25 protein-coding genes and 1 riboswitch are annotated in these 22,342 nt (G+C 73.1%); of the genes, 9 read left to right on the top strand and 16 right to left on the bottom strand.

Annotated features, from left to right (window positions below; all coding sequences use genetic code 11):
• Window positions 1–24: 24 nt before the first annotated feature.
• The 4 genes from ABZ490_RS04955 to ABZ490_RS04940 are packed head-to-tail and all read left to right on the top strand — an operon-like array spanning window position 25 to window position 3,654.
• On the top strand, window positions 25–1,062 hold the full coding sequence (locus ABZ490_RS04955) for an ABC transporter substrate-binding protein (RefSeq protein WP_358984218.1): 1,038 nt from the start codon (window positions 25–27) through the stop codon (window positions 1,060–1,062).
• On the top strand, window positions 1,059–1,820 hold the full coding sequence (locus ABZ490_RS04950; protein WP_358984214.1) for an ABC transporter permease: 762 nt from the start codon (window positions 1,059–1,061) through the stop codon (window positions 1,818–1,820). The genes ABZ490_RS04955 and ABZ490_RS04950 overlap by 4 nt, the downstream gene beginning before the upstream one ends.
• The gene (locus ABZ490_RS04945; RefSeq protein ID WP_358984211.1) at window positions 1,817–2,578 is read left to right on the top strand and encodes an ABC transporter ATP-binding protein; all 762 of its coding nucleotides are present in this window, start codon (window positions 1,817–1,819) and stop codon (window positions 2,576–2,578) included. Before ABZ490_RS04950 ends, ABZ490_RS04945 begins: the two co-directional genes overlap by 4 nt.
• Window positions 2,575–3,654: a phosphotransferase gene (locus ABZ490_RS04940; protein WP_358984208.1), complete on the top strand. Its 1,080-nt coding sequence runs from the start codon at window positions 2,575–2,577 to the stop codon at window positions 3,652–3,654. The genes ABZ490_RS04945 and ABZ490_RS04940 overlap by 4 nt, the downstream gene beginning before the upstream one ends.
• On the opposite strand, the gene ABZ490_RS04935 is transcribed toward ABZ490_RS04940, so the two are convergent.
• From ABZ490_RS04935 to ABZ490_RS04860, 16 genes are all read right to left on the bottom strand, one after another.
• Window positions 3,636–4,781 carry an LLM class flavin-dependent oxidoreductase gene (locus ABZ490_RS04935; protein WP_358984205.1) on the bottom strand — a complete coding sequence of 382 codons (1,146 nt, stop codon included), beginning with the start codon at window positions 4,779–4,781 and terminating at the stop codon, window positions 3,636–3,638. The two genes, ABZ490_RS04940 and ABZ490_RS04935, sit on opposite strands and share 19 nt — an antisense overlap.
• Window positions 4,774–5,856, bottom strand: a complete 1,083-nt coding sequence (locus ABZ490_RS04930; RefSeq protein WP_358984202.1) for an LLM class flavin-dependent oxidoreductase — start codon at window positions 5,854–5,856, stop codon at window positions 4,774–4,776. The genes ABZ490_RS04935 and ABZ490_RS04930 overlap by 8 nt, the downstream gene beginning before the upstream one ends.
• The gene (locus tag ABZ490_RS04925) at window positions 5,853–7,226 is read right to left on the bottom strand and encodes an NtaA/DmoA family FMN-dependent monooxygenase (RefSeq protein WP_358984199.1); all 1,374 of its coding nucleotides are present in this window, start codon (window positions 7,224–7,226) and stop codon (window positions 5,853–5,855) included. The genes ABZ490_RS04930 and ABZ490_RS04925 overlap by 4 nt, the downstream gene beginning before the upstream one ends.
• A gap of 22 nt (window positions 7,227–7,248) precedes the next feature.
• A complete protein-coding gene (locus tag ABZ490_RS04920) occupies window positions 7,249–8,439 on the bottom strand; it encodes an LLM class flavin-dependent oxidoreductase (protein ID WP_358984197.1) in 1,191 nt (396 codons plus the stop codon).
• A gap of 72 nt (window positions 8,440–8,511) precedes the next feature.
• Entirely contained in the window at window positions 8,512–8,577 is a 66-nt protein-coding gene (locus ABZ490_RS04915) for a putative leader peptide (protein WP_322724904.1), read from the bottom strand.
• A gap of 77 nt (window positions 8,578–8,654) precedes the next feature.
• Window positions 8,655–9,404, bottom strand: coding sequence for a GNAT family N-acetyltransferase (locus ABZ490_RS04910; protein WP_358984194.1), 750 nt, complete (start codon window positions 9,402–9,404; stop codon window positions 8,655–8,657).
• Between the two features lie 41 nt (window positions 9,405–9,445).
• Window positions 9,446–10,471 (bottom strand): ABC transporter substrate-binding protein, encoded by a 1,026-nt coding sequence (locus ABZ490_RS04905; RefSeq protein ID WP_358984191.1) that lies wholly within the window; start codon window positions 10,469–10,471, stop codon window positions 9,446–9,448.
• Between the two features lie 88 nt (window positions 10,472–10,559).
• The gene (locus ABZ490_RS04900) at window positions 10,560–11,324 is read right to left on the bottom strand and encodes an amino acid ABC transporter ATP-binding protein (protein WP_358984336.1); all 765 of its coding nucleotides are present in this window, start codon (window positions 11,322–11,324) and stop codon (window positions 10,560–10,562) included.
• 101 nt (window positions 11,325–11,425) lie between these two features.
• The gene (locus ABZ490_RS04895) at window positions 11,426–12,403 is read right to left on the bottom strand and encodes an amino acid ABC transporter permease (protein ID WP_358984188.1); all 978 of its coding nucleotides are present in this window, start codon (window positions 12,401–12,403) and stop codon (window positions 11,426–11,428) included.
• A gap of 368 nt (window positions 12,404–12,771) precedes the next feature.
• Window positions 12,772–12,881: riboswitch (SAM riboswitch) on the bottom strand.
• Between the two features lie 65 nt (window positions 12,882–12,946).
• Entirely contained in the window at window positions 12,947–13,843 is an 897-nt protein-coding gene (locus ABZ490_RS04890) for a glutathione S-transferase C-terminal domain-containing protein (protein WP_358984185.1), read from the bottom strand.
• A gap of 145 nt (window positions 13,844–13,988) precedes the next feature.
• Window positions 13,989–14,111 carry a putative leader peptide gene (locus tag ABZ490_RS04885; RefSeq protein WP_358984183.1) on the bottom strand — a complete coding sequence of 41 codons (123 nt, stop codon included), beginning with the start codon at window positions 14,109–14,111 and terminating at the stop codon, window positions 13,989–13,991.
• 146 nt (window positions 14,112–14,257) lie between these two features.
• Window positions 14,258–14,578: a hypothetical protein gene (locus tag ABZ490_RS04880; RefSeq protein WP_358984180.1), complete on the bottom strand. Its 321-nt coding sequence runs from the start codon at window positions 14,576–14,578 to the stop codon at window positions 14,258–14,260.
• Entirely contained in the window at window positions 14,541–15,026 is a 486-nt protein-coding gene (locus tag ABZ490_RS04875) for a hypothetical protein (protein ID WP_358984176.1), read from the bottom strand. The genes ABZ490_RS04880 and ABZ490_RS04875 overlap by 38 nt, the downstream gene beginning before the upstream one ends.
• A 55-nt stretch (window positions 15,027–15,081) precedes the next feature.
• On the bottom strand, window positions 15,082–15,786 hold the full coding sequence (locus ABZ490_RS04870; RefSeq protein WP_358984173.1) for an ABC transporter ATP-binding protein: 705 nt from the start codon (window positions 15,784–15,786) through the stop codon (window positions 15,082–15,084).
• Window positions 15,783–16,493 (bottom strand): ABC transporter ATP-binding protein, encoded by a 711-nt coding sequence (locus ABZ490_RS04865; RefSeq protein ID WP_358984170.1) that lies wholly within the window; start codon window positions 16,491–16,493, stop codon window positions 15,783–15,785. The genes ABZ490_RS04870 and ABZ490_RS04865 overlap by 4 nt, the downstream gene beginning before the upstream one ends.
• The gene (locus tag ABZ490_RS04860) at window positions 16,474–18,582 is read right to left on the bottom strand and encodes an ABC transporter permease (protein WP_358984167.1); all 2,109 of its coding nucleotides are present in this window, start codon (window positions 18,580–18,582) and stop codon (window positions 16,474–16,476) included. The genes ABZ490_RS04865 and ABZ490_RS04860 overlap by 20 nt, the downstream gene beginning before the upstream one ends.
• Before the next feature lie 81 nt (window positions 18,583–18,663).
• On the opposite strand from ABZ490_RS04860, the gene ABZ490_RS04855 reads away from it, so the two are divergent.
• From ABZ490_RS04855 to ABZ490_RS04835, 5 genes are all read left to right on the top strand, one after another.
• Window positions 18,664–19,128: a pyridoxamine 5'-phosphate oxidase family protein gene (locus ABZ490_RS04855; RefSeq protein WP_358984164.1), complete on the top strand. Its 465-nt coding sequence runs from the start codon at window positions 18,664–18,666 to the stop codon at window positions 19,126–19,128.
• A gap of 72 nt (window positions 19,129–19,200) precedes the next feature.
• On the top strand, window positions 19,201–19,611 hold the full coding sequence (locus ABZ490_RS04850) for a nuclear transport factor 2 family protein (protein WP_358984161.1): 411 nt from the start codon (window positions 19,201–19,203) through the stop codon (window positions 19,609–19,611).
• Window positions 19,608–20,750: an acyl-CoA dehydrogenase family protein gene (locus ABZ490_RS04845; protein ID WP_358984158.1), complete on the top strand. Its 1,143-nt coding sequence runs from the start codon at window positions 19,608–19,610 to the stop codon at window positions 20,748–20,750. The genes ABZ490_RS04850 and ABZ490_RS04845 overlap by 4 nt, the downstream gene beginning before the upstream one ends.
• Window positions 20,751–20,752: 2 nt before the next feature.
• Window positions 20,753–21,523 (top strand): acyl-CoA dehydrogenase family protein, encoded by a 771-nt coding sequence (locus ABZ490_RS04840; protein WP_358984155.1) that lies wholly within the window; start codon window positions 20,753–20,755, stop codon window positions 21,521–21,523.
• Window positions 21,524–21,534: 11 nt separating this feature from the next.
• A complete protein-coding gene (locus tag ABZ490_RS04835) occupies window positions 21,535–22,335 on the top strand; it encodes an acyl-CoA thioesterase domain-containing protein (RefSeq protein ID WP_358984152.1) in 801 nt (266 codons plus the stop codon).
• Window positions 22,336–22,342: the final 7 nt, after the last annotated feature.

The raw sequence follows: 22,342 nt of genomic DNA, 5'->3' as shown, positions 1-22,342 counted from the left end.
CCCCTCCGTACGAAGGACCCTGGCATGCGCCGCCGCACCCTCCTGTCCGCCACAGCCGCGTTCTCCCTGCTCACCCTCACCACCGCCTGCGCCACGGGCGCCGGCTCCTCGGCCACCGCGAAGGACGGCACCACCACCGTCACCCTCGCCCTGGACTGGACCCCGAACACCAACCACACCGGGATCTACGTGGCCCTGCGGAAGGGCTGGTTCAAGGACGCCGGGATCGATCTGCGGATCGTGCCCTACGGCTCCACCGCCCCCGAGACCCTGATCGCCAACCACAAGGCCGACTTCGGGATCTCCTACCAGGAGGGCGTGACCACGGCCCGCGCCGCCGGCCAGGACATCACCTCCGTGTACGCGGTCACACAGAAGACCGACGTGACCATCGCCGTGCGGGCGGACCGCGACGACATCTCCTCCCCCAAGGACCTGGACGGCAGGACGTACGCCGGATTCGGCGCGCCCTACGAGAAGCCGCTGCTGGAGAAGGTGATCCGGAACGCGGGCGGCAAGGGGGACTTCCAGCAGGTCACCCTGAACACCTCGGCGTACGCGGCGCTCTACGCCGGCAAGGCGGACTTCGCGATGCCGATGCCGACCTGGGAGGGGCTGGAGGCGGAGCTGAGCGGCAAGCCGCTGAAGAACTTCCAGCTGTCCGACTACGGCTTCCCGGCGATCTACTCGACACTGGTGGCGTCCTCCGACCAGTACCTGAAGAAGAATCCGGACCTCGCGCGGAAGTTCCTGGCCGCCGTCGACCGGGGCTACCGCTACGCCGCCGCCCACCCCGACCGGGCCGCGGGCCTCCTCGTCGCCGCCAACAAGAGCGTGCTCACCCACACCGAACTGGTCGAGAAGAGCGAGCGGTTGCTGGCGAAGGAGTACTACAAGGGCGCCGACGGCACGATCGGCACCCAGAGCGCCGCACGCTGGCAGGCCTTCGCCGACTTCGAGTACCGGGCCGGACTGCTGAGCGATGCCGACGGCCACAAGCTCACCGCGGCCCCGGACGCCTCGGAGTTCTTCACGAACGCCTACCTCCCGGACACGAAGTGAGGGCCGTCCTGCGGTCGTCGTGGCCGCCGCTGCTCGTCCTCGCCGTCGTGATCGGCGGCTGGCAGCTGTACGTGAGGGCGGTGGGCGTCGACCCGACCACGCTGCCGTCCCCGGCCCGGGTCCTGGAGCAGGGCTGGGCCAACCGCGCGGACCTGTGGGACCAGACGGTCCCCACCCTCCAGGAGACCCTGCTCGGCTTCGCGCTGTCGTTCACCGCCGCCTGGGCGGTGGCCGTCCTGCTGGACTTCTCGGCCGCCGCCCGGCGGGGCCTGTACCCGCTCCTGGTCGCCTCGCAGACCGTCCCGATCGTCGCCGTGGCACCCCTGCTGATCATCTGGTTCGGCTTCGGGCTGCTGCCGAAGATGCTGGTGGTGACGTTGACGACGTTCTTCCCGCTGGCCGCCAACCTCGCCGCCGGGTTCGCCGCGACCGACCGGGAGGCGATGCGGCTGCTGCGCTCGCTGGGCGCCGGCCGGTGGCGCACGTTCCGGCTGGTCCGGGTGCCGAGCGCGATGCCGTACTTCTTCGCGGGGCTGCGGGTGAGCATCACGTACGCCGTCGTCGGCGCCGTCTTCGCCGAGTACGCGGGCGCCGAGGCAGGGCTCGGGATCTATATGCAGGCGCAGAAGAGCGCGTTCCGCACGGACCTGGTGTTCGCGGCCGTGGGCGTCACGGCGGCGCTGTCCGTGGCGCTCTTCGGGGCGACGTATCTGCTGGAGCGGCTGGTGCTGCCGTGGGGACGAAAGGCCGGGCGATGAGCAGTCTGCGGATCACGGGTGTCGGAAAGTCCTTCGGCTCGCTCGAGGTGCTGCGGGACCTGGAACTCAGTGTGGAACCAGGGGAGTTCGCGGCCGTCATCGGACCGAGCGGCAGCGGCAAGAGCACGCTGTTCAACCTGGTGTCGGGGCTGGACCGGCCGACCGCCGGGCAGGTGCTGGTGGAGGGCGAGCCCGCCGGCGTGGAATCCGGCAAGGTCGCCTACCTGCCGCAGAAGGACCTGCTGTTCCCCTGGCGGACCGTGCTGGACAACACCGCCCTCGGCCTGGAGGCCCAGGGGGTCGGGAAGAAGGAGGCACGGGCCCGGGCCGGCGCGCTGTTCGCCGACTTCGGCCTCGACGGCTTCCAGAAGGCGTACCCCTCCCAGCTCAGCGGTGGGATGCGGCAGCGGGCCGCGCTGCTGCGGACGGTCGTGCTGGAGCGGCCGGTGCTGCTGCTCGACGAGCCGTTCGGCGCGCTGGACTCGCTGACCCGCACCGAGATGCAGCTGTGGCTCGCGCAGATGTGGCAGCGCCACCGGTGGACGGTGGTGCTGGTCACCCATGACATCCGGGAGGCCGTGCTGCTCGCCGACACCGTGCACGTCCTGTCGACGCGCCCCGCCACGGTCGTGGAACGCGTCGAGGTCCCGCTGGAGCGCCCCCGCGGCGCCGACGACTTCACCGCTGCCCCGTTCACGGCGACCGAGCGGCGGATCCTGGAGGCGCTGCGGGGCACCACGGCGGTGAGGACGGCGTGAGTTCCCACCTGGTCCACGGCCTCGGCAGCGAGCCGGCCGCCCCCGACTGGGCGCCCCTCACCGACGCCGAGGTCACGGATGTCGTCGGTCCGGCCCGGGTGGTGTGGCGCAGTCCGCGCCCGCTGTCGGCGGCGGCCGTCGTCGAGCGCGACGGGCGGCGCCTGTTCGTCAAGCGGCACCACGCCGCCGTACGGTCCCCCGCGGGCCTGGCCGAGGAACACGCGTTCCTGCGTCATCTGCGGGAGCGGGGCGCGCCGGTGGTGGAGGTGCTGGACGCGACGGCGCGGGGCGAGTGGACGTACGAGGTGCACTCGCCCGGGGCGGGTGAGGACCTGTACCGGGACGCGCTGTCCTGGTCGCCGTTCCGCTCCCCTGTCCACGCGCGGGCGGCGGGCGAGGCGCTCGCCCGGCTGCACCTGGCGGCCGAGGGCTTCGACGCGCCCCGGCGCCGGGTCCAGCCGCTGGTGGCCTCGTTCACGGTGTTCTCGGCCGCCCAAGACCCGTGGGCGGCCCTGGAGCGGTACGTGGCCGACCGCCCGCCGCTGGCCGAGGGGCTCGCGCGCTTCCCGTGGCGGGAGGACACCCGGCGCGTGCTCCTGCCGCTCCACGAGCGGCTCGTCCCGTACCTGGCGGAGCTGTCCCCGCTGTGGACCCACAACGACTGGCACGCCTCCAATCTCCTGTGGGACCGCGAAGGACGGGTGGCCACCGTCCTCGACTTCGGCATGAGCGACCGGACGACCGCCGTGCACGACCTGGCCACGGCGATCGAGCGCAACACGGTGCAGTGGCTGCGGCCCGGCCACCCGGTGCGGGAGGAGGACGTGATCGCCCTCGTCACCGGCTACCGGTCCGTCCGCCCGCTCACCCCCGCCGAGTCGGCCGCCCTCCCCGCGCTGCTGCCCCTGGTGCACGCCGAGTTCGCGCTGTCCGAGCTGGGCTACTTCCACGGTGTCACCCGGTCCTCGGAGAACACCCGGCTGGCCTACGACTACTACGTACGGCACGCCGAGTGGTTCTCCGGCGGGGACGGGCGGCGTCTGCTGGAGGTCGTGGCCTACGCCGCCGGGGCGTGACCGCGCCGACGCCACTCCTCGGCGAGGAGGGTGTAGGAGCGGACCCGGTCGGGGTGGCCGTGGGTGATCGTGGTGATGAGGAGTTCGTCGGCGCCCGTGGCCTCCTGGAGCTGTTCCAGCCGGTCGGCGACCGATGCCGGGGTGCCGACGAACCGGGTGTCGAGGCGGTCCTGGACGAGGGCGCGGTCCTCGTCGGTCCAGGGGTGGGCGTGCGCCTCCTCGGGGGTCGGGTACGGGATGGCGCCCTCGGCGGTGCGGATGCTGCGCACCCAGAGGCCGTAGCCGGTGGCGAGTTCGTGGGCTCTCGTGTCGTCCTCGGCGACGACGACGTCCGCGGAGACGCTGACGTACGGCCGCTCCAGCGTGGCCGAGGGCTTGAAGCGGGCCCGGTAGGCGTCCACGGCCTCCAGGACGGTGGCCGGGCTGACGTGGTAGTTCGCCGCGAAACGCAGGCCGCGGCCGCCCGCGACCTCGGCGCTCTGCCCGCCGCTGCTGCCGAGGATCCACAGCTCCAGTTCGGCGCCCTCGCCCGGCACGACGTGTGCCTCGACGCCCTCCGGGGAGCGGTAGGTGCCGGCCAGCAGGGCGAGGACGTCGTCGATCTGCTCGGCGTAGTCCTGGGACGCGGCGTTCGGCAGCAGGAGGAGCCTGCGCTGGAGGGCGATCCGGGGGGAGCCGAGGAGGCGTTCGAAGGAGAAGCGGGGCGGGATGAGCAGGCCGTTCGGGGCGCGGCCGTCGACGACCGGGGTGGCCGTGGGCGGCTCGGACGCCGTCCCGCCGGGCGGACGGCCGCCCGAGCGGCCGAGGCCGAGGTCGAAGCGGCCGGGGTGCAGGGCGTCGAGCAGCCCGAACTCCTCCACCGTGGACAGCGCGGTGCGATGGCCGAGCTGCACCGCTCCCGAGCCGAGCCGGATCGTGGAGGTGGCGGAGGCGGTGAGGGCGAGGACGACCGCGGGGGACGTGCCGGCGACGCCCGGGTTGAGGTGGTGCTCGGCGAACCAGTAGCGGGCGTAGCCGAGGCGTTCGGTGTGCCGGGCCAGGTCGACGGAGTTGCGCAGGGCGTCCGCGGCCGTCGCGCCGGAGGAGACCGGGACCAGGTCGAGGACGCCGAGGGGGATCTCAGACATGGGCCGGCTCCCCGGTGGCCGGACGTACGGGCGCCCACGGGAAGGGCGGGTCCGGGATCTCCGCGCGCAGCACCGGCGCCACCTCCGACTGGAACAGTTCCAGGGAGTCCCGGTGGCGGCTGTCGGTGAGGCCGCCCGCGTCCGCGTGCAGATGCAGCACGGTGTGGCCGAGCCGCTCGTGGTAGCGGTGGACCTTGTCGACGATCTGCTGCGGGCTGCCGATCAGGGCGGAGCTGCGCTCCACGAAGTCCTCCAGTGTCTCGAAGACCACCGGCAGGCCGGTCTGCCGCTGGAACGCGAGGTTCGCCTCGAAGAGCGGCCGGTACACGTCGAGCGCCTCCTGGGAGGTGCGGGTCACCAGGAGCCCGGCGGAGCCGGCGCCGACCGCGACGGCGGCCGGGTCGTGGCCGTAGTGCTCCCAGCGCTCCCGGTAGTGGCGGACCAGCTCGGCGTAGGGCTCGACGGGGTGGGTGACGTTCGCGGAGAACAGCGGGTCGCCGTAGCGGGCGGCCAGGTCGACGGACTCCTTGCTGGTGGCGCTGCCGTGCCAGACCCGGACCGGCCGCTGGTACGGCCGCGGCCACACCTCGGCGTCCTTCAGCCCGGGCCGGAAGCGGGTGTGCGCGGTCACCCGGTCGTGACGCCAGATCCGCCGGAACACCTCGTAGCTCTCGGCGTTGCGCTCCCACTGGTCCTCGGGGGTGACGTGGAACAGCTCGCGCTGGGCGGCGCCGTTGCCCTTGCCGATGATGAGGTCCAGGCGGCCGCCGGAGAGGTGGTCGAGGGTGGCGTAGTCCTCGTAGGCGCGGACCGGGTCGAGGAGGCTGAGCGTGGTCACGGCGGTGAACAGCCGGATGCGCCGGGTCAGCGCGGCGACGTGGCTGAGGACGACGGTCGGCGAGGAGGAGATGAAGGGCCGCTCGTGCCGCTCCCCCACGCCGAAGCCGTCGAAGCCGAGTTCCTCGGCGAGCAGGGCGTTGTCGAGCACCTCCCGGAAGCGGTCCTGGGTGGGTTTCAGGACGCCGGTGACCGGGTCCGGGCGGTGCACGATCAGGGTGATGGCGAGGAACCTCACGACGCGGCCCGTTCGCCGGCCGTCTCGTCCGGGTGCGTCAGGCCGAGGTGGTCGCGCAGGGTGGTGCCCTCGTACTCGGTGCGGAAGACGCCCTTCTCCTGGAGCAGCGGGACGACCTTGTCGGCGAACTCGTCGAGGCCGGTGGGGGTGAGGTGCGGGACGAGGATGAAGCCGTCGGCGGCGTCCGCCTGGACGTAGGCGTCGATGGTCCGGGCGACGGTCTCGGGCGTCCCGACGAAGTTCTGCCGGTTGCCGGTCTCGATGACCAGGTCGCGGATGGACCAGTTGTTGGCCTCGGCCAGCTCGCGCCACTCGCGGGCGACGGCCAGCGGGTCCCGGTACATGCGGACCTGGGCGCGGCCCCGGGAGATGTGCTCCTCTCCGACCACCGGGTCGACGTCGGGGAGGGGGCCTTCGGGGTCGTACGAGGAGAGGTCCCGGTTCCAGACGAACTCCAGGTGCTTGAGGGCGGTGGCGCCGCTGACCTGGCGGCGGCGCACGTCCTTGGCGATCTCGTCGGCCTCGGCGTCGGTGTCCCCGAGGACGAAGCTGGCGGCCGGCAGGATCAGCAGCTGGTCGGGGCGGCGGCCGTACTGGGCGAGGCGGGACTTGACGTCGGTGTAGAACGCCTGGCCGGCCTCCAGCCGGGCGTACCGGCTGAAGATCGCGTCGGCGCTCGACGCGGCGAACTCGCGGCCCTCGTCGGAGTCGCCGGCCTGGAAGATCACCGGTCGGCCCTGGGGGCTGCGCGGGACGTTGAAGCGGCCGTGGATGTCGAAGTGGTGGCCCTCGTGGACGAAGGCGCCGGCCTTGGCGTCGCTCAGGAAGGTGCCGGTGACCTGGTCGGCGACTATCTCGTCGCCCTGCCAGGAGTCGAGGAGTTCGGTGACCGTGCCGAGGAATTCCTTGGCGCGGGAGTAGCGCTCGTCCTGCGGGAGGAAGCCGCCGCGCCGGAAGTTCTCGCCGGTGAAGGCGTCCCAGGAGGTGACCACGTTCCACGCGGCGCGGCCGGCGGAGAGGTGGTCGAGGCTGGCGAACTGGCGGGCGACCTCGTAGGGCTCGTTGAAAGTGGAGTTGATGGTGCCGGTCAGGCCGAGGCGGTCGGTGACGGCGGCCAGCGCGGTGAGGACGGTGAAGGTGTCGGGGCGGCCGACCACGTCCAGGTCGTAGATGCTGCCGCCCTGTTCGCGCAGCCGCAGGCCCTCGGCGAGGAAGAGGAAGTCGAACTTGGCGCGTTCGGCGGTGCGCGCGAAATGGGCGAAGGAGCTGAACTCGATGTGGCTGCCGGCCTTCGGGTCGCTCCACACGGTGGTGTTGTTGACGCCGGGGAAGTGGGCGGCCAGATGGATCTGCTTCAGGGGCTTGCTCATGGTGGTCGGCTCTCCGTCCGGCTCAGGCTGCGGCGTAGCGGTTGGCGGGGCGGGACAGGCCGAGCAGTCCGCGCAGGGTGTCGGCCTCGTAGGCGTGGCGGAAGACGCCCCGGCGCTGGAGTTCGGGGACCAGGCCCCGGGTGATGGCGGGCAGGTCGTGGCCGGCGACGGCGGGCCGCAGCCGGAAGCCGGTCAGGCCGGTCTGCGCCAGTTCCTGGAGGAGGTCGGCGAGTTGGGCGGGGGTGCCGGCGAAGATCCGGGCGTCGCTGGTGTACGCCTCGCCGGCGAGGGTGTCGAGGCGGTCGCGGCGGGCGGCGGCCTCGGCGGGGTCGTCGTCGAGGAGGACGACGAGGTCGCCGAAGACGTGCAGGGGTTCGGCGGCGCGGCCCGCGGCCTGCTGCTCGGCGCGGATCTCGGCGACGATGGCGCGGGCCTGGTCGGTGTCGTGCGGGGTGACGAAGCCGACGTCCGCGGCGCGGGCCACCAGCCGGTACGGGACGGTGGCGTGGGCGAGGGCGGCGACCACGGGCTGGCCCTGCGGCGGGCGGGGGGTGATGGAGGGGCCCTTGACGCTGAAGTGGCGGCCCTCGAAGTCGATGTAGTGCAGCTTGTCGCGGTCGATGAAGCGGCCGGTGGCCACGTCCCGGATCTCGGCGTCGTCCTCCCAGCTGTCCCAGAGGCGGCGCACCACTTCCACGTAGTCGGCGGCCTCGTCAAAGAGTTCCGTCACGACCGGGCCGTGGTAGTCGTCGATGCGCGGGATCGTACGGCGGCCGAAGTGGTCGGCGTCGCTCGGCCGGGCCGTGATCTGGACGCGCAGTCCGGCGCGGCCGGTGCTGACGTAGTCGAGGGTGGCGATCGCCTTGGAGATGTGGAACGGCTCGGTGTGGGTGGTCACCGCCGTCGGCACCAGGCCTATGTGCCGGGTGAGCGGGGCGACGCGGGAGGCGACGAGCACGGCGTCGAGGCGGCCGCGGACCTGGTCGGTGCGGTCGTCCGGGTCGAGGAAGTGGGAGGACTGGGGGCCGAGGCCGTCCTCGAGGGTGACGAAGTCGAGCAGGCCGCGTTCGGCCTCGGCGACGAGGTCGGCCCAGTAGCCGGCGGTGAACAGCTCCCGGGGGCGGGCGACCGGCTCGCGCCACGAGGCGGGGTGCCAGCCGGTGCCGTCGAGGGCGACGGCGAGGTGGAGGGGAGAGACGGGGTTCGAGGACACGGGGGTGCCTTCCTGGAGGTCCGTACGAGGGCGCGCGTCACCCGTGCGGGGGTGCGGCGGGAGGGGAACCGGTCAGGAGCAACAGAGCGCGCCGGCCACGCGCTGGAGGTCGATGTGGGGCCGGGAGTGAAGGCGCACGGCCTGGCATATGAGCGTCACGGCCGGCCCCTTCCCCTGTCGGGCGCCCCGCGGCGCCGTCCACACCTCGTCATCCGTCACAACGCCTCTGCCGCGCGGGGTGTTCCCGGGGTGCGCACCGACACGACGGCGGAGCGGCGGCGGAGCCGGAAGCCGAGGGACTCGTAGAGGCGGATCGCCGTGGTGTTGCCGGCGGCGGCGTGCAGGAACGGGATGTCACCGCGGGCGCGGGCGCCGTGGCCGACCGCGCGGACCAGCCGGGTGGCCAGGCCCCTGCCCCGGTGGGCCGGGTCGGTGCAGACGGCGCTGATCTCGGTCCAGCCGTCGATGCGGAGCCGCTCGCCGGCCAGGGCGACGAGCCGGCCCTGTTCGCGGATGCCGAGGTAGGTGCCGAGGGTGACGGTCCGCCGCAGGAACGGGCCGGGGCGGGTGCGGGCGACGAGGTCGAGGATCTCCGGCACGTCGTCGGGTCCGAGGCGTACGGCCTCGGGGGCGGGCTCGGTGCGGAACTCCCCCGTGGAGACGAGCTGGACGCCCTCGCCGCCGCCGGTGACCCGCCAGCCGTCGGGAACGCCCGCCACGGGCTTGATCCATACGGTGGCGCCGTCCCCGGCGAGGGTGCGCAGGTCGGCCCAGGCGGCCGGGTCACGGGGATCGGCGAGGGCGGCGAAGGCGTAGACGTCGGCCGGGTAGCGGGCGGCGCGGCCGACGCGTTCGGCGAGGTGCGCGTGCGGGCCGGTGAGCGCGGCCCAGACGGCGTTGTCGAGGGGGTGCGGTGGGGTGACGGCGGGGGCTCCGCCTCCGCGGAGGTCGAGCGGGGAAGCCACGGAGACGGAGTCCCTTCCTGTGACGGTGGGTCAGGAATGTGTCAGGAGTTGTCCAGCGGCAGGCCGGGCGGGTTGATCTCGGACTTGGTGACGGCCTCGTTGGAGAGGTTGTAGGCGGCCAGCCACTTGGCGTACTGCCCGTTCTCGATGAGGTAGTTGATGGCGTCGGCGAGCGGCTTGGCGAGACCGCTGTCCTTCTTGGCGGTGGCGGCGATCAGGCCCTGGAGCGTCTCGCCGGCGCCGGAGAAGGTGCCCGCGTTGCGGGTCGCGTTGGCGGTGCCGGCGGTCTGGGAGACGTTGTAGGCGATGCCGGGGTTGGGCCCGAAGTAGGCGTCGATCTTGCCGCTGCTGAGCGCCAGGTAGAGGCCGTTGCGGTCCGGGTAGTACTTGATCGTGAGCTTCTTGCCCTCGGCCTCGAGCTTCTTCTTCCACTCCAGGAGGATCTTCTCCTGGTTGGTGCCGGAGCCGACGGAGACGGTGAGGCCGGCGAGGTTCTCGTACTTGCCGTCGAAGTTCCAGGTGCTGGACTTCTTCACCTCCCAGCCGAGGTTGTCCTGTCGGTAGGAGGCGAACTCGTACTTCTTCTTGCGCTCCTCGGTGTCGGTGACGTTGGAGAAGGCCGCGTCGACCTTGCCGCTGTCGATGCCGACGAAGAGGTTCTCCCAGGTGAAGTTCTTCGTCTCGGGCTTCAGTCCGAGGACCGCGGCGACCAGGCGGCCGAGGTCGGGCTCGGCGCCGGTGAGGGTCTTCTGGTCGTCGCCGACGTAGGCGAGCGGGGCGAAGCCGGAGGGCAGGGCGCCGATGCCGATGGTGAGCTTGCCGCTCTTCTTGACGGCGGCGGGCAGTTCGGCGCTGATCGACTTGACCTCGGAGACCTTCAGGGTGGTCTCCTTGGCGGCGCCGTTGGAGACCCGGCCGATGGTCACGCTGCCGGAGGCGGCGGATCCGGCCGTGGTGGCGGCGTCGCTCTCACCACCGCAGGCGGCGAGCCCGGTGGCGAGGGTGGCGACCGCGGTCGCCGCGGTGATGCCGCGAATCAGGCTGCGTCGGGTGAAGTGGGTGGCCATGGCCGTCCTTTGTGACTGGGTGAGATGAGAGAGAGGGAGAGGGGGTGAAAGGGGTGTTGCCGTGCGTGGGGGGAAGTCGTGGGCTCGGTCAGAGGACCTTGCTGAGGAAGTCCCGGGTCCGCTCGTGCTGCGGCTTGTCGAGGACCTCGTGGGGCGGGCCCTGTTCGACGATCCGGCCGCCGTCGATGAAGACGACCTTGTCGGCGACCTCGCGGGCGAAGCCGACCTCGTGGGTGACGATGACGAGGGTGGTGCCGCTGGTCGCCAGGTCCTTGATGACGGCGAGGACCTCGCCGACCAGTTCGGGGTCGAGGGCGGAGGTGGGCTCGTCGAAGAGGATGACGCCGGGGCGCAGGGCGAGGGCGCGGGCGATGGCGACGCGCTGCTGCTGGCCGCCGGAGAGCTGGCGGGGGTAGGCGCCGGCCTTGTCGGCGAGGCCGACCCGGCCGAGGAGTTCGCGGGCGAGCTCCTGCGCCTCGGGCTTGCCGAGCCGCCCCGTCGCCACGGGGGCGGCGGCGACGTTGTCCAGCACGGTCAGGTGCGGGAAGAGGTTGAAGTTCTGGAAGACGAAGCCGATGCGGCTGCGCTGGGCGAGGATGACGCGCTCGCTGACCTCGCGCAGCCGGCCGCCGTGCCGGCGGACGCCGATCGGTTCGCCGTTGATGCTGACATGGCCGATCTCCGGCTTCTCCAGATGGTTGATGACCCGAAGCAGGGTGGACTTGCCGGAGCCGGACGGGCCGAGGATGACGGTGACCTCGCCGGGCCGGACGGTCAGGCTGACACCGTCCAGGACGCGGTGCGCGCCGTACCACTTGTGCACGTCGTGCACCTCGACGGCGGCGGGCACCACCGCGGTGGCGGCCTGCTCGGTCTCGACGGTCTCGACGGTCTCGGTGGTGGCGGTGGTCTCGACGGTCTCGGTGGTGACGGTCGCGGCGGTGGTCTCGGCGGTCATACGGCGGCCTCCCGGCGGATGCGGGCACGCAGGTCGGTGAGACCGGTCCGCAGCTGCTGCAACGGCGTCGGCGGCAGGGAGCGGGTGGCACCCCGGGCGTAGTACCGCTCGACGTAGAACTGGACGACGGAGACGAGGCTGGTCAGGATCAGGTACCAGACGGTGACGACCAGCAGCAGCGACACGATGTCGCCGGGGTAGGTGGCGCCCATGGTCTGCGCGGTGCCGAACAGGTCGAGCAGCGACACGTAGAACACCAGCGAGGTGGCCTTGACCAGGCCGATGAGCTGGTTGACGTAGTTCGGCACGATCGAGCGCAGGGCCTGCGGGAAGACGATCCTGCGGAACTGGTAGCCCTTGGGCAGACCGAGGGCGGCGGCCGCCTCGTGCTGGCCCTGGTCGACGGAGAGGATGCCGCCGCGGACCACTTCGGCGGCGTAGGCGGCCTCGTTGAGGCTGAGACCGACGACCGCGATCACCATGTCGGTGGCGAGCCGGGACTCGTCGAAGGTGAAGAACGCGGGGCCGAAGGGGACGCCCACGCTGAGCGTCTGGTACAGGGCGCTGAAGTTGTACAGGAACAGCAGGACGACGATCAGCGGGATGGAGCGCAGCGCCCAGACGTAGGTCCAGCTGACGGCCCGCAGCACCGGGGACTTCGAGAGCCGGGCGAGGGCGAGCAGGACTCCGCCGAGAAGGCCCAACACCGCGCTGTAGGCGGTGACTTCGAGGGTGATGAGCAGTCCGTCGAGGATCACGGGGCGCAGGAACCAGTAGCCGAAGCGGTCCCACTGGTAGAACGGGTTGGACACCAGGCCGTGCGCGAACTGGGCCACCAGGACCAGCACCACGGCGGTGGCGATCCAGCGTCCCGGGCGGCGCAGTGGCTGAACGCGCTGTGCGGTGAGCTTCTCTGACGGGGTGTCGGCGGCGGGTGCCTCGGCGAGGGTCACGGCGCCTGGGGGTTCACTCATGGTGGGCTCCGGCGGGAGTCGGGCACCCCGGGCCGACGCAGACGTGAGGAGCCGTTGCGGATCAGCGCACGGCGCACGGGTGCGTACGGGGGGACCGGGGTGGGGCGGTGGGCGGCACACCGCTGCGGCGGTGTCCGTCAGGAACGCGGAGTCGGGGCGAAGGGCCAGAAGAAGAAGGTTCAGCCCCGACAGCGGGCACGGCCCGGTGCGGTACACAGTGCGCTGTTCACGCGGAGCAGATCGACGGCGCGGTTGGCGGCGAACAGGTTCGACAGGTTCGCGTACGGCTGTACGCAGCCCTGGGGACGGCGTGCGGCCGTCCTGGGAGCTGCGTACATCTCGTCACCATCTCTGTTCCGGCCCTGTGGGCCTCGCGCTTACCGAAACGTCATCCGGTCCGGTCGTCACCTGGGGCACCCCACCGCGGAGCGAGGGTTGCCGGTCAGCAAGCCAGGGCTTGTCGCTGACGCTCATGACCGTTCTGCCCGCAAGTAAGGCAGTCGACCGATCAAATGTCAACGGCCGTCCGAGGGATGGACTCCCTCAAGGCCGGTTGACCTGCGGAGGAAGGCTGTTTCCGTCCGCCGCGTGGGCTGCCCAGTCCAGGATCTGGACAGCGGCTCCGGCGGCCTCCAGCCCCTGGCAACGGGCGTGGTGGCGGCGGGCGATGCCGTCCAGGTCGAGGTGCGCGCCGAAGGCCGGGTGGGCGGCCAGCCGGCGGGCGTAGGCCCACAGGGCGGGGTGTCCGGCGATGCGGCGCACGGCGTCGGCGTCGAGGTGGTGCCGGTGCACGGTGTCCAGCCGGACCAGCGCCACCCACAACTCGACGTCCGCCGCAGTGATCTGATCGCTGATCAGGTACGGCTGCACGCCGAGCCCTTGCTCCAGCACGTCGAGCGTGGCGAGCAACGCGTCGAGCGCGGCGGTCCGCCCGGCCGGGTCGGCGCCCGCCTCCCCGGCACACTGGGCCGCCCGCTCGATGCCCTGGGCGCACATCCGTTCCACGGCCTCGATCTCCGACTCCGAGCCGTACGGGTACAGCACCGCCCGGCCGCCGGCGAACCGCCGGGCCAGGTCGCGGGCGATGTCGGGGCCGTGGGTGGAGACGATCCGGCCCGACCAGTCGTCGCTGAGCACCGGCGCGAGGGCCGGGCCGGTGTAGCGGTGGGCGCTGGCGTCGTAGAGCGGGCGCAGTTGCGTGTGGCCGCCGTCGGGACAGTCGGGGACGGCGGGCAGGAAGGTCACCGGACAGGCCCGGTCGAGGCCGAGGAGCGCGTGGGTGACGGCGATGCGCAGTCCGTCCGGGTCGGCGGTGGACAGATGGAGCCGGTAGCGGCGCGGCACGGCGTAGTGCCCGCTCCGCGCGTCCCGGCCGATGCGGCCCCGGAAGGCGGGGGCGGGGCGCGCGGACGGGTGGGCGGCCAGCGGTGTGACGGACATGCTTCTCCCCGGGGGCGGGCGCACGGGCGGACGTGCGCGCGGCGGATGCGACGGCGAAAAGGGAGACGGCCCTTCGTCCACACACGCGGGACGGGGCGGTGTCCGGTGGACACCGCCGCTGGGTCCGGCGCGGGAGGGGCCCGGCTCAGCCGTGGTGGCTGATGGCGCTGCAGACGCGCTGCAGGTCGATGTGACGGCGGGAGGTGAGCAGGGGCGACGACCAGGTCGTGCGGCTCGTGCGGCCGGTGGCCGGATGCAGGCGCCCCATGTTTCCCTACCTGTTCACTAGGATTCCCGAATCGAGTGTCGATCCACCCCCGGCGGACGTCAAGGGGGCGTCCACCAGGTGAGTACGGCGGGTGAGACGGAACAGTCCGAGGCGAATCGGTCCGCGGCTGATCGGTCCGAGGCGGATCAGTCCGAGGCGGGCAGTGCCTTGGGCGCCTTGACGGTGAGCGGCTGTCCTCCGTAGGTCAGGGGTCCCGCACCCGAGGCGGTGCAGAGGAGTTCGAGGGTGTCGTCGGCGTCGACGTACCGCTTGCCGATGAGGGTGCCGGGCGTCGCCGCGGCGGCCGGGGCGGCCGGCGCCTGCCCGGCCGGGACCATCGCGGTGCCGTCGCACTCGATGGGGCCGGCCGTGTCCACGGGGACCCGGATGACGATCACCCGGGTGGTGCCGGTCGCCGCGGCGAGCTGGTCACCGGGGCGCGGGGCCGGTGCGGGGGAGGTCGCCATGGCTCTGTTCTCCTTCGGGTGCGGAGGCGGGTACGGGGGTGGCCGCGGGTTCCGCCGCGACGGCGGAGCCGGTCAGGCGGTCTCCCAGCCGGTCCAGGTCGTAGGACTGACGGGCCAGCCAGAAGCGCAGGAAGCCGGTGAGGGAGTAGCGCAGGAACAGCGCGCCGCCCACCACCGCGGCGGTGACGCCGCCGAGGCCGAGGGCGAGGGCGTCGCCCTGGCCGAGGTCCGAGTCGGTGGCGTGGGCGAGCGGGAAGGCGAGCCCGCCGAGGACCAGGCCGGCGCACATCAGCAGTCCGCCGAGGCGCAGCCAGAGAGCGGCGCGGGCGGCGGCCGGATCGGGGATCCTCAGGGCGGCGAGTTCCCGGACGAACCGCTCCGCCCGGTCGTCGGGCGGCCCCGGCACGGCGGTCACGGAGGTCACGGAGGTCACGGAGGTGGTGGTCATCTGGCACTCCTCAACTGGCTCAACCGGGTCAGCCGGGTCAGCCGGCTCAGTGGGCTCATGTGGCGCTCCCCAGGTAGTACGACGACAGCTCGGCGTGCAGGGAGCTGTCCGGGTGTCCCTGCCACTGGACACGGCCGCGGACCAGGACGGCGGCGTGGTCCGCGATCTTCAGTACGGCGGTGGCGAACTGTTCGACGACGAGGACGGCGACGCCCTGCCGGGCGATCCCGGCGACGAGTTCGTACAGCTCGGCGACGACCAGCGGGGCGAGGCCCATGGAGAGTTCGTCGAGGAGCAGGACGGCGGGGTCGGTGGCCAGGCCCCGGGCGAGGGCGAGCATCTGCTGCTCGCCGCCGGAGAGGGTGCCCGCGTGCTGGGTGCGGCGTCGGCCGAGGACGGGGAAGCGGGCGTAGGCGATCTCCTCGATCTCCTCCCGGGTACGGCCGGTGAAGGTCATCATCAGGAGGTTGTCGCGGACCGAGAGGTTGGGGAAGACGCCCCGGCCCTCGGGGACGAGGCAGACCCCGGCGCGGGCGAGGTCGCCGGGGCGGATGCCGGTGACGTCCCGTCCGCCGAGCAGCAGCCGCCCGCCGCTCGGCGGACGGACCCCGGAGGCGACCTTCAGCACGGTGGTCTTCCCCGCCCCGTTGGGGCCGAGGAGGGCGACCACCTGTCCGGCGGCGACCGAGAGGTCCACTCCGTGCAGCACGGCGATGCCGTGGTACGCGGCGCGCACGCCGACGAGTTCGAGCAGGCTCATGCTTCCCCCAGGTAGGCCGCCAGCACCGTCTCGTCGCGCTGGATCAGGGCGGGCGGGCCGCAGGCCACGACCCGGCCGAGGTCGAGGACGTACACCTCGTCGCAGACGCCCATCACCAGGCTCATGTCGTGCTCGACGAGGAGGACGGCGGCGCCGTCGGCGGCGAGGGAGCGCAGCAGCGCGGCGAACCGTTCGGTCTCCTCGGCGTCCTGGCCGGCGGCGGGCTCGTCGAGGAGCAGGACGCGCGGCCGCAGGACGAGGGCGCGGCCGACCTCGACGAGCCGGGCGATACCGGTGGGCAGGGCGTCGGCCGGGTCGTCGGCGAGGGCGGTCAGCCCGAGCCGTGCGAGGACGGCGTCGGCGGTCCGTGCGGCGTGCCGGCGCTCGGGGCCGAGCTCGGCGGCGACGAGGAGGTTGTCGCGGACGGAGAGCCGGCCGAAGAGCTCCAGGTGCTGGAAGGTGCGGGACATGCCGCGCCGGGCACGCCGGGCGGGCCCCTCGCGGGTGATGTCCCGGCCGTCCAGCCGGACTTGTCCGGTACGGGGCCGGCGCAGCCCGGACAGGACGTCGAACAGGGTGCTCTTGCCGGCCCCGTTGGGCCCGATGAGCCCGGTGATCCGGCCGGCCTCGGCGGTCAGGGACACGGAGTCGAGGGCCCGCCGTCCGCCGAAGGCGACGGTCACCTCCTCAGCCCGCAGCAGTGGCACGGCTCAGCACCTCCCCGTCCTCGGGCCGCCAGGGCCGGTGTACTCCCCACCATTCCAACGGCGTCTCCCCCGGGCCCTGTTGACGTGCCGTGGCCCGGAGCCGCAGGGCCGTGGCCGCGGCGAGGGCGACGGCGAGCGACAGCCATCCGTTCACCGCGTCCAGCGCCGCGAGCAGCCAGCACGCGCCGAGGACCGCGCCCGCGGCGCCGAGCAGCGGCCGGTCCCGGGCGAGCGGTGCCCATGCGGTGCGCAGCCGGGTGATGATCCCGCCGGGGCTGTGGGCCAGCCCCATGCCGGCGAGGGCGATCAGCAGGGCCGACAGATCCTGCGCCCAGGTGCCGACCTCTCCGAGCAGCTGGGTCGGTACGACGAACGCGACCCCGGTGAACAGGCCCGCGCCGACCGAGCCCAGTCCGGCGATGACTGCGATCAGGAAGATCGGCAGTCCGGCGACCAGGTTGAACTGGTCGGCGGTGACGGTCTGCAGCTGCATGCCGTACAGGGCACCGCCCAGCCCCGCGATCCCGGCGGACAGGGCGAAGACGGCGACCTTGGCGCCGAGGAGCCGGCCACCGAGGGTGGCGTAGGCGGCCTCGCTGTCGCGCAGCGCGATCAGCCGCCGCCCGAACCGGCCCCGGCGCAGCGCGGCCACCCCCAGGGAGGCGAGCGCGAGACAGACCGCGGCCAGCAGGAGCAGCTGGGCCGGGCTGGTGAGACGCAGTCCGAACAGGTCGGGGCCGGTGACGTTGACCGAGCCCTGGTCGAACAGGGCGATGCGCACCCCGAGGACGTCGAAGGCGGGCAGGGTGAAGATCCAGCGGTCGAGGATCACGGCGAACGCGGTGGTGCCGAGGGCGAGGTAGATCCCGGAGAGCCGCAGCGCCGGTACGGCGACGAGCGCGCCGACGGCCGCGGTGACCAGCACGGCGGCCGGCAGCGCCCACAGCTCGCCGTGCGCCCCGAGATGGCCCCAGACCACCGCGCCGATCCCGGCGATGGAGAGCTGGCACAGGGAGACCTGCCCGGCGAACCCGGCGAGCGGGACGTACGACAGCGCGACCACGCCGAGGGAGAAGACCGCGCCGTACGGGACGAGGGAGTCCTCGGACAGGACGGTCACCAGGACCAGGGCGAGGCCGGGGATCGCGGCCGCGAGGAGCGCGGCACCGCGCCGGCCGGGCAGCGGGACGGGGACCAGGCGCCGGTCGCGGCCGCGCAGCCGGCGGTGCGGGAAGGCGAGCAGGGCGAGGAGCAGCAGCAGGGCGGGGGCGGCCAGCCGCAGGCCGGGGAGGTAGGCGTTCTGCGGGAGGTATCCCGCGAGGTAGGCCTCCAGCAGGCCGACGACGACCGCGCCGAGGAAGGTGAGCGGCAGGCTGCGCAGGCGGCCGAAGACGGCGGCGGTGTAGGCGCTGACGATGAGCAGGGAGAGCTGCTGGGCGTCGAGCGCGACGGTCGGCGCGATGAGGATGCCGCCGACGGCGGCGAGCTGGATGCCGAGCACCCAGGCGAGCCGTCCGGCCCGCAGCGGATCGGCGCCGGTGAGCCCGGCGAGGGCCCGGTCGTCGACGCAGGCGCGCATCTCGGTACCGGCCCGGGTGCGGTGCAGCAGGAACCACAGGCCGGCGGCGACCGCGACGGCGACGGCCGTGGTGACGGCCTGGTGCCAGGTGACGGCGGCCGGGCCGAGCCGCAGCGCGGGGCGGTCGGCGAAGAAGGGGACGAGGGGGCGGGCGGTGTTGGGGTCCCAGACCCAGCGGGCCAGCGCGATGCACCCCGTGAGCAGGGCGACGGTCATGACCAGGCGTTCCGCCTCGCCGAGCGCCTGCACCGGGCGCATCAGCACCCGCTCGACGAGGAGGCCGAAGGCGGGCGCGAGGACGAGGAGGACGGCGGCGAGCGCCAGCGGCACCGGCCAGCCCCAGCCGACGGCCAGCTGCCAGTAGGCGAAGGCCGCGAGCATCCCGGCCGCGCCGTGGGCGAAGTTGAAGACACCGGCCGTGGTGTGGGTGAGCACCAGACCGCTGCCGATCACGGCGTAGATCGCGGCGGTACTCAGGCCGACCACCGTGAAGGCCAGGAACTGATCCATGGACTGGAAACTAGCTTCTCACTATTGGAGAATCAACCATTCGGACAGAGGCAAGACAGACATGGGGCAGAGGGAGGATCCATGGCCGGAACACAGAAGCGCGGCACCGCGATCGCGATGGACGCCGCGGAGGTCGACGCGTTCCTGCGCACCCAGCCGGTCTGCCGGGTCGCCGTGACGGCCTCCGACGGCCATCCGCACCTCAGCCCGCTGTGGTTCGTCTGGGACGGCACCGCGCTGTGGCTCAACTCGCTGGTGCGCAGCCGCCGCTGGGCCGACGTGCGGAGACAGGGGCGGCTCGCGGTCGTGGTGGACGAGGGCGGCTTCGACTTCCTGGCGCTGCGCGGGGTGGAGCTGCGCGGTCCGGCGGAGGTGGTCGGGGAGGTCCCGCGCACGGGTGAGCCGTACGACGGACTCGCCGAGCCGGAGCGGCTGTTCGGGGAGAAGTACGCGGGCGGGAGGTTCCGCCACGACGGGCGGCACGGGTGGCTGCGCCTGGTGCCGGACGAGGTGGTCAGCTGGGACTTCGGGAAGCTGCGGCGTTGACGGATTGACGGACGCCACCGGACATGGAAGCTTGATAATCGCTTTTGGAGAATCATATTCTCGGGAGGTCTCTTGAGCGACACCGACGACCTGGTGGAGATCGAGCAGCTCCTCGGCCGCTACGCGGTGGCGATGACCCGCGGCGACGTGGACCGGGTGCTCACGGTCTTCACCCCGGACGGCACGTACAGCGCGTTCGGCGACACCTGTCCGCTCGACGCGTTCCCGGCGCTGGTCGCCGCCGCGCCCAAGGGGCTGTTCCTCGTGGGAACCCCGGTGATCGAGCTGGACGGCGACACGGCGACCGGCACCCAGCCGCTGTGCTTCGTCGAGCACGCCCGGCACGAGATGCGGATCGGCTACTACACCGACACCTACGCCCGCACCGCCGACGGCTGGCGGCTGCGCACCCGGGCGATGACCTTCATCCGGCGCAGCGGCGCCCACGACTCCGGGCGGCCGCACGCCTTCACCCGGTCATGAGGGTCTCCCCCTTCACCGGCTCCTCCGCCGCCCCCTTCACCGGCCTCGGCGCCTTCCGCCGCGAGCTGCGCGACTGGCTCGACGACCACGATCTGTCCCCGGTCGGCGACGACGGCGGACTGGACGCACAGGTCGGGCAACTCGCGCGGGTGCGGCGGGCGTTGTGGGCGGCGGGCTGGATGCGCTACGGCTGGCCGGCCGAGGTCGGCGGGCTCGGCGGGCCGAGCGGCCTGCGCGCGGTGCTCGGCGAGGAGGTCGCCGCCCGGGGCCTCACCGAGCCCGGCATCTGGTCGATGGTGGAGGTGCTGGTCCCGACCCTGATCGACTACGCGCCGCCCGCGCTGGCCGCCGAGATGGTGCCCCGGCTGCTGGACGGGCGGGAGCAGTGGTGCCAGGGCTTCTCCGAGCCGGGCTCGGGCAGCGACCTGGCGTCCCTGTCCACCCGGGCGGTCCCGTCGGCCGACGGGGACGGCTGGCGGGTGTCCGGGCAGAAGGTGTGGACGAGCCTCGCCCAGTACGCGGCCCGCTGTGTCCTGCTGGCCCGCACCGGCGGCCCCGGACACGCCGGGATCAGCGCGTTCTTCGTCGACATGGACTCCCCCGGGATCACGGTCCGCCCGCTGCGCACGATGCACGGCGTGGACGAGTTCGCCGAGGTGTTCCTCGACGACGTCCCGGTCCCCGCGTCCCGGCTGCTCGGCGCCCCCGGCGACGGCTGGCGGCTCGCGATGGACCTGCTGCCGCACGAGCGCTCCACCTGCTTCTGGCACCGGATCGCCCATCTCTACAGCCGTCTCGACCGGTTGCTCGCCGACGGCTGCGAGGCCGACCCGGACGCGCTCGGATCGGTCTGGCTCGACCTGCACACCACCCGCTGCCGCTCGGCCGCCACCCAGGCACGGCTGGCCGGGGGCGGGCGGCTCGGCCCGGAGACCTCCGTGGACAAGATCCTGCTGGCCGGCGCCGAGCAACGGCTGTTCGACACCGCCCGCGACCTGCTGCCGGGAGCGGTGGAGTTCGGCGCCCCGGCCTGGCGCACCGAGTACCTCTACTCACGGGCCGCGACGATCTACGGCGGCACGGCCGAGATCCAGCGCAACATCGTCGCCCGCCGGCTGCTGGACCTCGGAAAGGAGTGACCGTGGACCCGGCCGAACGCGCCCTGCTGGGCGACACCCTGCGCAAGACGCTCACCTCGGGCGCCGACCTCACCGACCTGGGCTGGCCCGACATGCTCGTCGAGGAGCCGGAGACGGTCGTCCCGCTGCTGTTCCGGCTGCTCGGCGAGACCGGCCGGCACGCCCCGGTCCTCAACGACGTCCTCCTGCACGCCGCCGGCCTCCCCCTCACGGGCACCCCGGCCCTCTCCTTCACCGGCGGCACCCGGCTGGTCTGGCTCGGGGAGGGATCGTCGTACGACAGCCCGCTCGACCCCGAACTGCCCCTGCGCCGCGCCCCGGCCGACGCACCGCTCCTCCCCCTCGCCGCCGGACGCCGGGCGCTGGGCTGGTGGCTGCTGGGCACCGGCCACGCGATGCTCGCCCTCGCGCGCCGGCACGTCCTGGACCGTGAGCAGTTCGGGCGCCCGCTCGCCTCCTTCCAGGCGCTGCGGCACCGGCTGGCGGAGACGTACGTCGCCCTGGAGGGCGCGGAGGCGGCGCTCGGCGCGGCGGCCGACGACACCGGCTCGCTGCTCGCCAAGGCCGCCGCCGGACGGGCCGCGCTCACCGCCGCCCGGCACTGCCAGCAGGCCCTGGGCGGCATCGGGTTCACCGCCGAGCACGAGCTGCACCGCCATGTCCGGCGGGCTCTCGTCCTCGACGGCCTCCTCGGCTCCACCCGCGAACTCACCCGCGAGGCGGGTGCGTTGCTGCTGCGCGAGGGCCGTACCCCTCGTCTGGTCGACCTCTGAGGAGCCTCTGGATGACCACCGTCGATCTCTGGCCCGACCTGCTCGACTGCCTGGACCTCACCCCGCGCGAGCCGGGCGTCCACGAGGGCCGCTCCCAACAACTGGAGTACCGGCGCCTGTTCGGCGGCCAGCTGCTCGCCCAGTTCGCCCGCGCCGCGACCCTGGCCGCCCCCGGCAAGGGCCTGAAGTCCCTGCACACCCAGTTCCTGCGGGAGGGCCGGACCGGTGAGCCGGTGCGCTACACGGCCGAACTCCCGCAGGACGGGCGGACGTTCGCCGCCGCACGCCTCACCGCCCGTCAGTCGCACGGGATCATCGCCGTGGCCGACGCAAGCCTGCATGTGTGGGAGGAGGGCCCGGACCGGCAGACCGTCGACCCCGTGCCCTCCGTGCCCGGACCGGAGCGGGCCGCCGAACTCCCGCTGCTCCCCTGGGAGTCACGGGCGGCGACCGACCTCGACACCGAGAAGTCCGAGCCGCCCGTCTTCGAGCTGTGGACCCGGGTGCCGAAGGTGCGCCGGCCCCTCGCGCCGGCCCTCCTCGCGTACGCCACCGACCTCACCCCGATCGGCACCGCGCTGCGCCCGGTGGCCGGGGTGACCCAGACCGACTCGGGGCGGGTGTTCGTCTCGGCGGTCACCTCGCACACGGTGTGGTTCCACCGCCCGGCCGAACTCGGCGACTGGCTCCTCCTGCGCCAGCACAGCCCCGTCACCGCGCACGGCCGCTGCTTCGGCCGCGGCGACGTACTGACCGGCGGGGGAACCCTGATCGCGTCGTACGCGCAGGAGGCCCTGCTGCGGTTCCTGTGAGCCGCCC

The sequence above is a fragment of the Streptomyces sp. NPDC005811 genome (assembly GCF_040630405.1).
GTDB lineage: Bacteria > Actinomycetota > Actinomycetes > Streptomycetales > Streptomycetaceae > Streptomyces.
Note: the sequence above shows the minus strand (reverse complement) of the source record. Positions and strands in the feature narration are given on the sequence as shown.

Coding starts and splice junctions, on each gene's coding strand:
- ABZ490_RS04885 (WP_358984183.1), bottom strand. CDS start 14,111: ATGGGGCGCCTGCATCCGGCCACCGGCCGCACGAGCCGCACGACCTGG.
- ABZ490_RS04845 (WP_358984158.1), top strand. CDS start 19,608: ATGAGGGTCTCCCCCTTCACCGGCTCCTCCGCCGCCCCCTTCACCGGC.
- ABZ490_RS04945 (WP_358984211.1), top strand. CDS start 1,817: ATGAGCAGTCTGCGGATCACGGGTGTCGGAAAGTCCTTCGGCTCGCTC.
- ABZ490_RS04890 (WP_358984185.1), bottom strand. CDS start 13,843: ATGTCCGTCACACCGCTGGCCGCCCACCCGTCCGCGCGCCCCGCCCCC.
- ABZ490_RS04895 (WP_358984188.1), bottom strand. CDS start 12,403: ATGAGTGAACCCCCAGGCGCCGTGACCCTCGCCGAGGCACCCGCCGCC.
- ABZ490_RS04870 (WP_358984173.1), bottom strand. CDS start 15,786: ATGAGCCTGCTCGAACTCGTCGGCGTGCGCGCCGCGTACCACGGCATC.
- ABZ490_RS04875 (WP_358984176.1), bottom strand. CDS start 15,026: ATGACCACCACCTCCGTGACCTCCGTGACCTCCGTGACCGCCGTGCCG.
- ABZ490_RS04925 (WP_358984199.1), bottom strand. CDS start 7,226: ATGAGCAAGCCCCTGAAGCAGATCCATCTGGCCGCCCACTTCCCCGGC.
- ABZ490_RS04935 (WP_358984205.1), bottom strand. CDS start 4,781: ATGTCTGAGATCCCCCTCGGCGTCCTCGACCTGGTCCCGGTCTCCTCC.
- ABZ490_RS04860 (WP_358984167.1), bottom strand. CDS start 18,582: ATGGATCAGTTCCTGGCCTTCACGGTGGTCGGCCTGAGTACCGCCGCG.
- ABZ490_RS04880 (WP_358984180.1), bottom strand. CDS start 14,578: ATGGCGACCTCCCCCGCACCGGCCCCGCGCCCCGGTGACCAGCTCGCC.
- ABZ490_RS04855 (WP_358984164.1), top strand. CDS start 18,664: ATGGCCGGAACACAGAAGCGCGGCACCGCGATCGCGATGGACGCCGCG.
- ABZ490_RS04905 (WP_358984191.1), bottom strand. CDS start 10,471: ATGGCCACCCACTTCACCCGACGCAGCCTGATTCGCGGCATCACCGCG.
- ABZ490_RS04955 (WP_358984218.1), top strand. CDS start 25: ATGCGCCGCCGCACCCTCCTGTCCGCCACAGCCGCGTTCTCCCTGCTC.
- ABZ490_RS04835 (WP_358984152.1), top strand. CDS start 21,535: ATGACCACCGTCGATCTCTGGCCCGACCTGCTCGACTGCCTGGACCTC.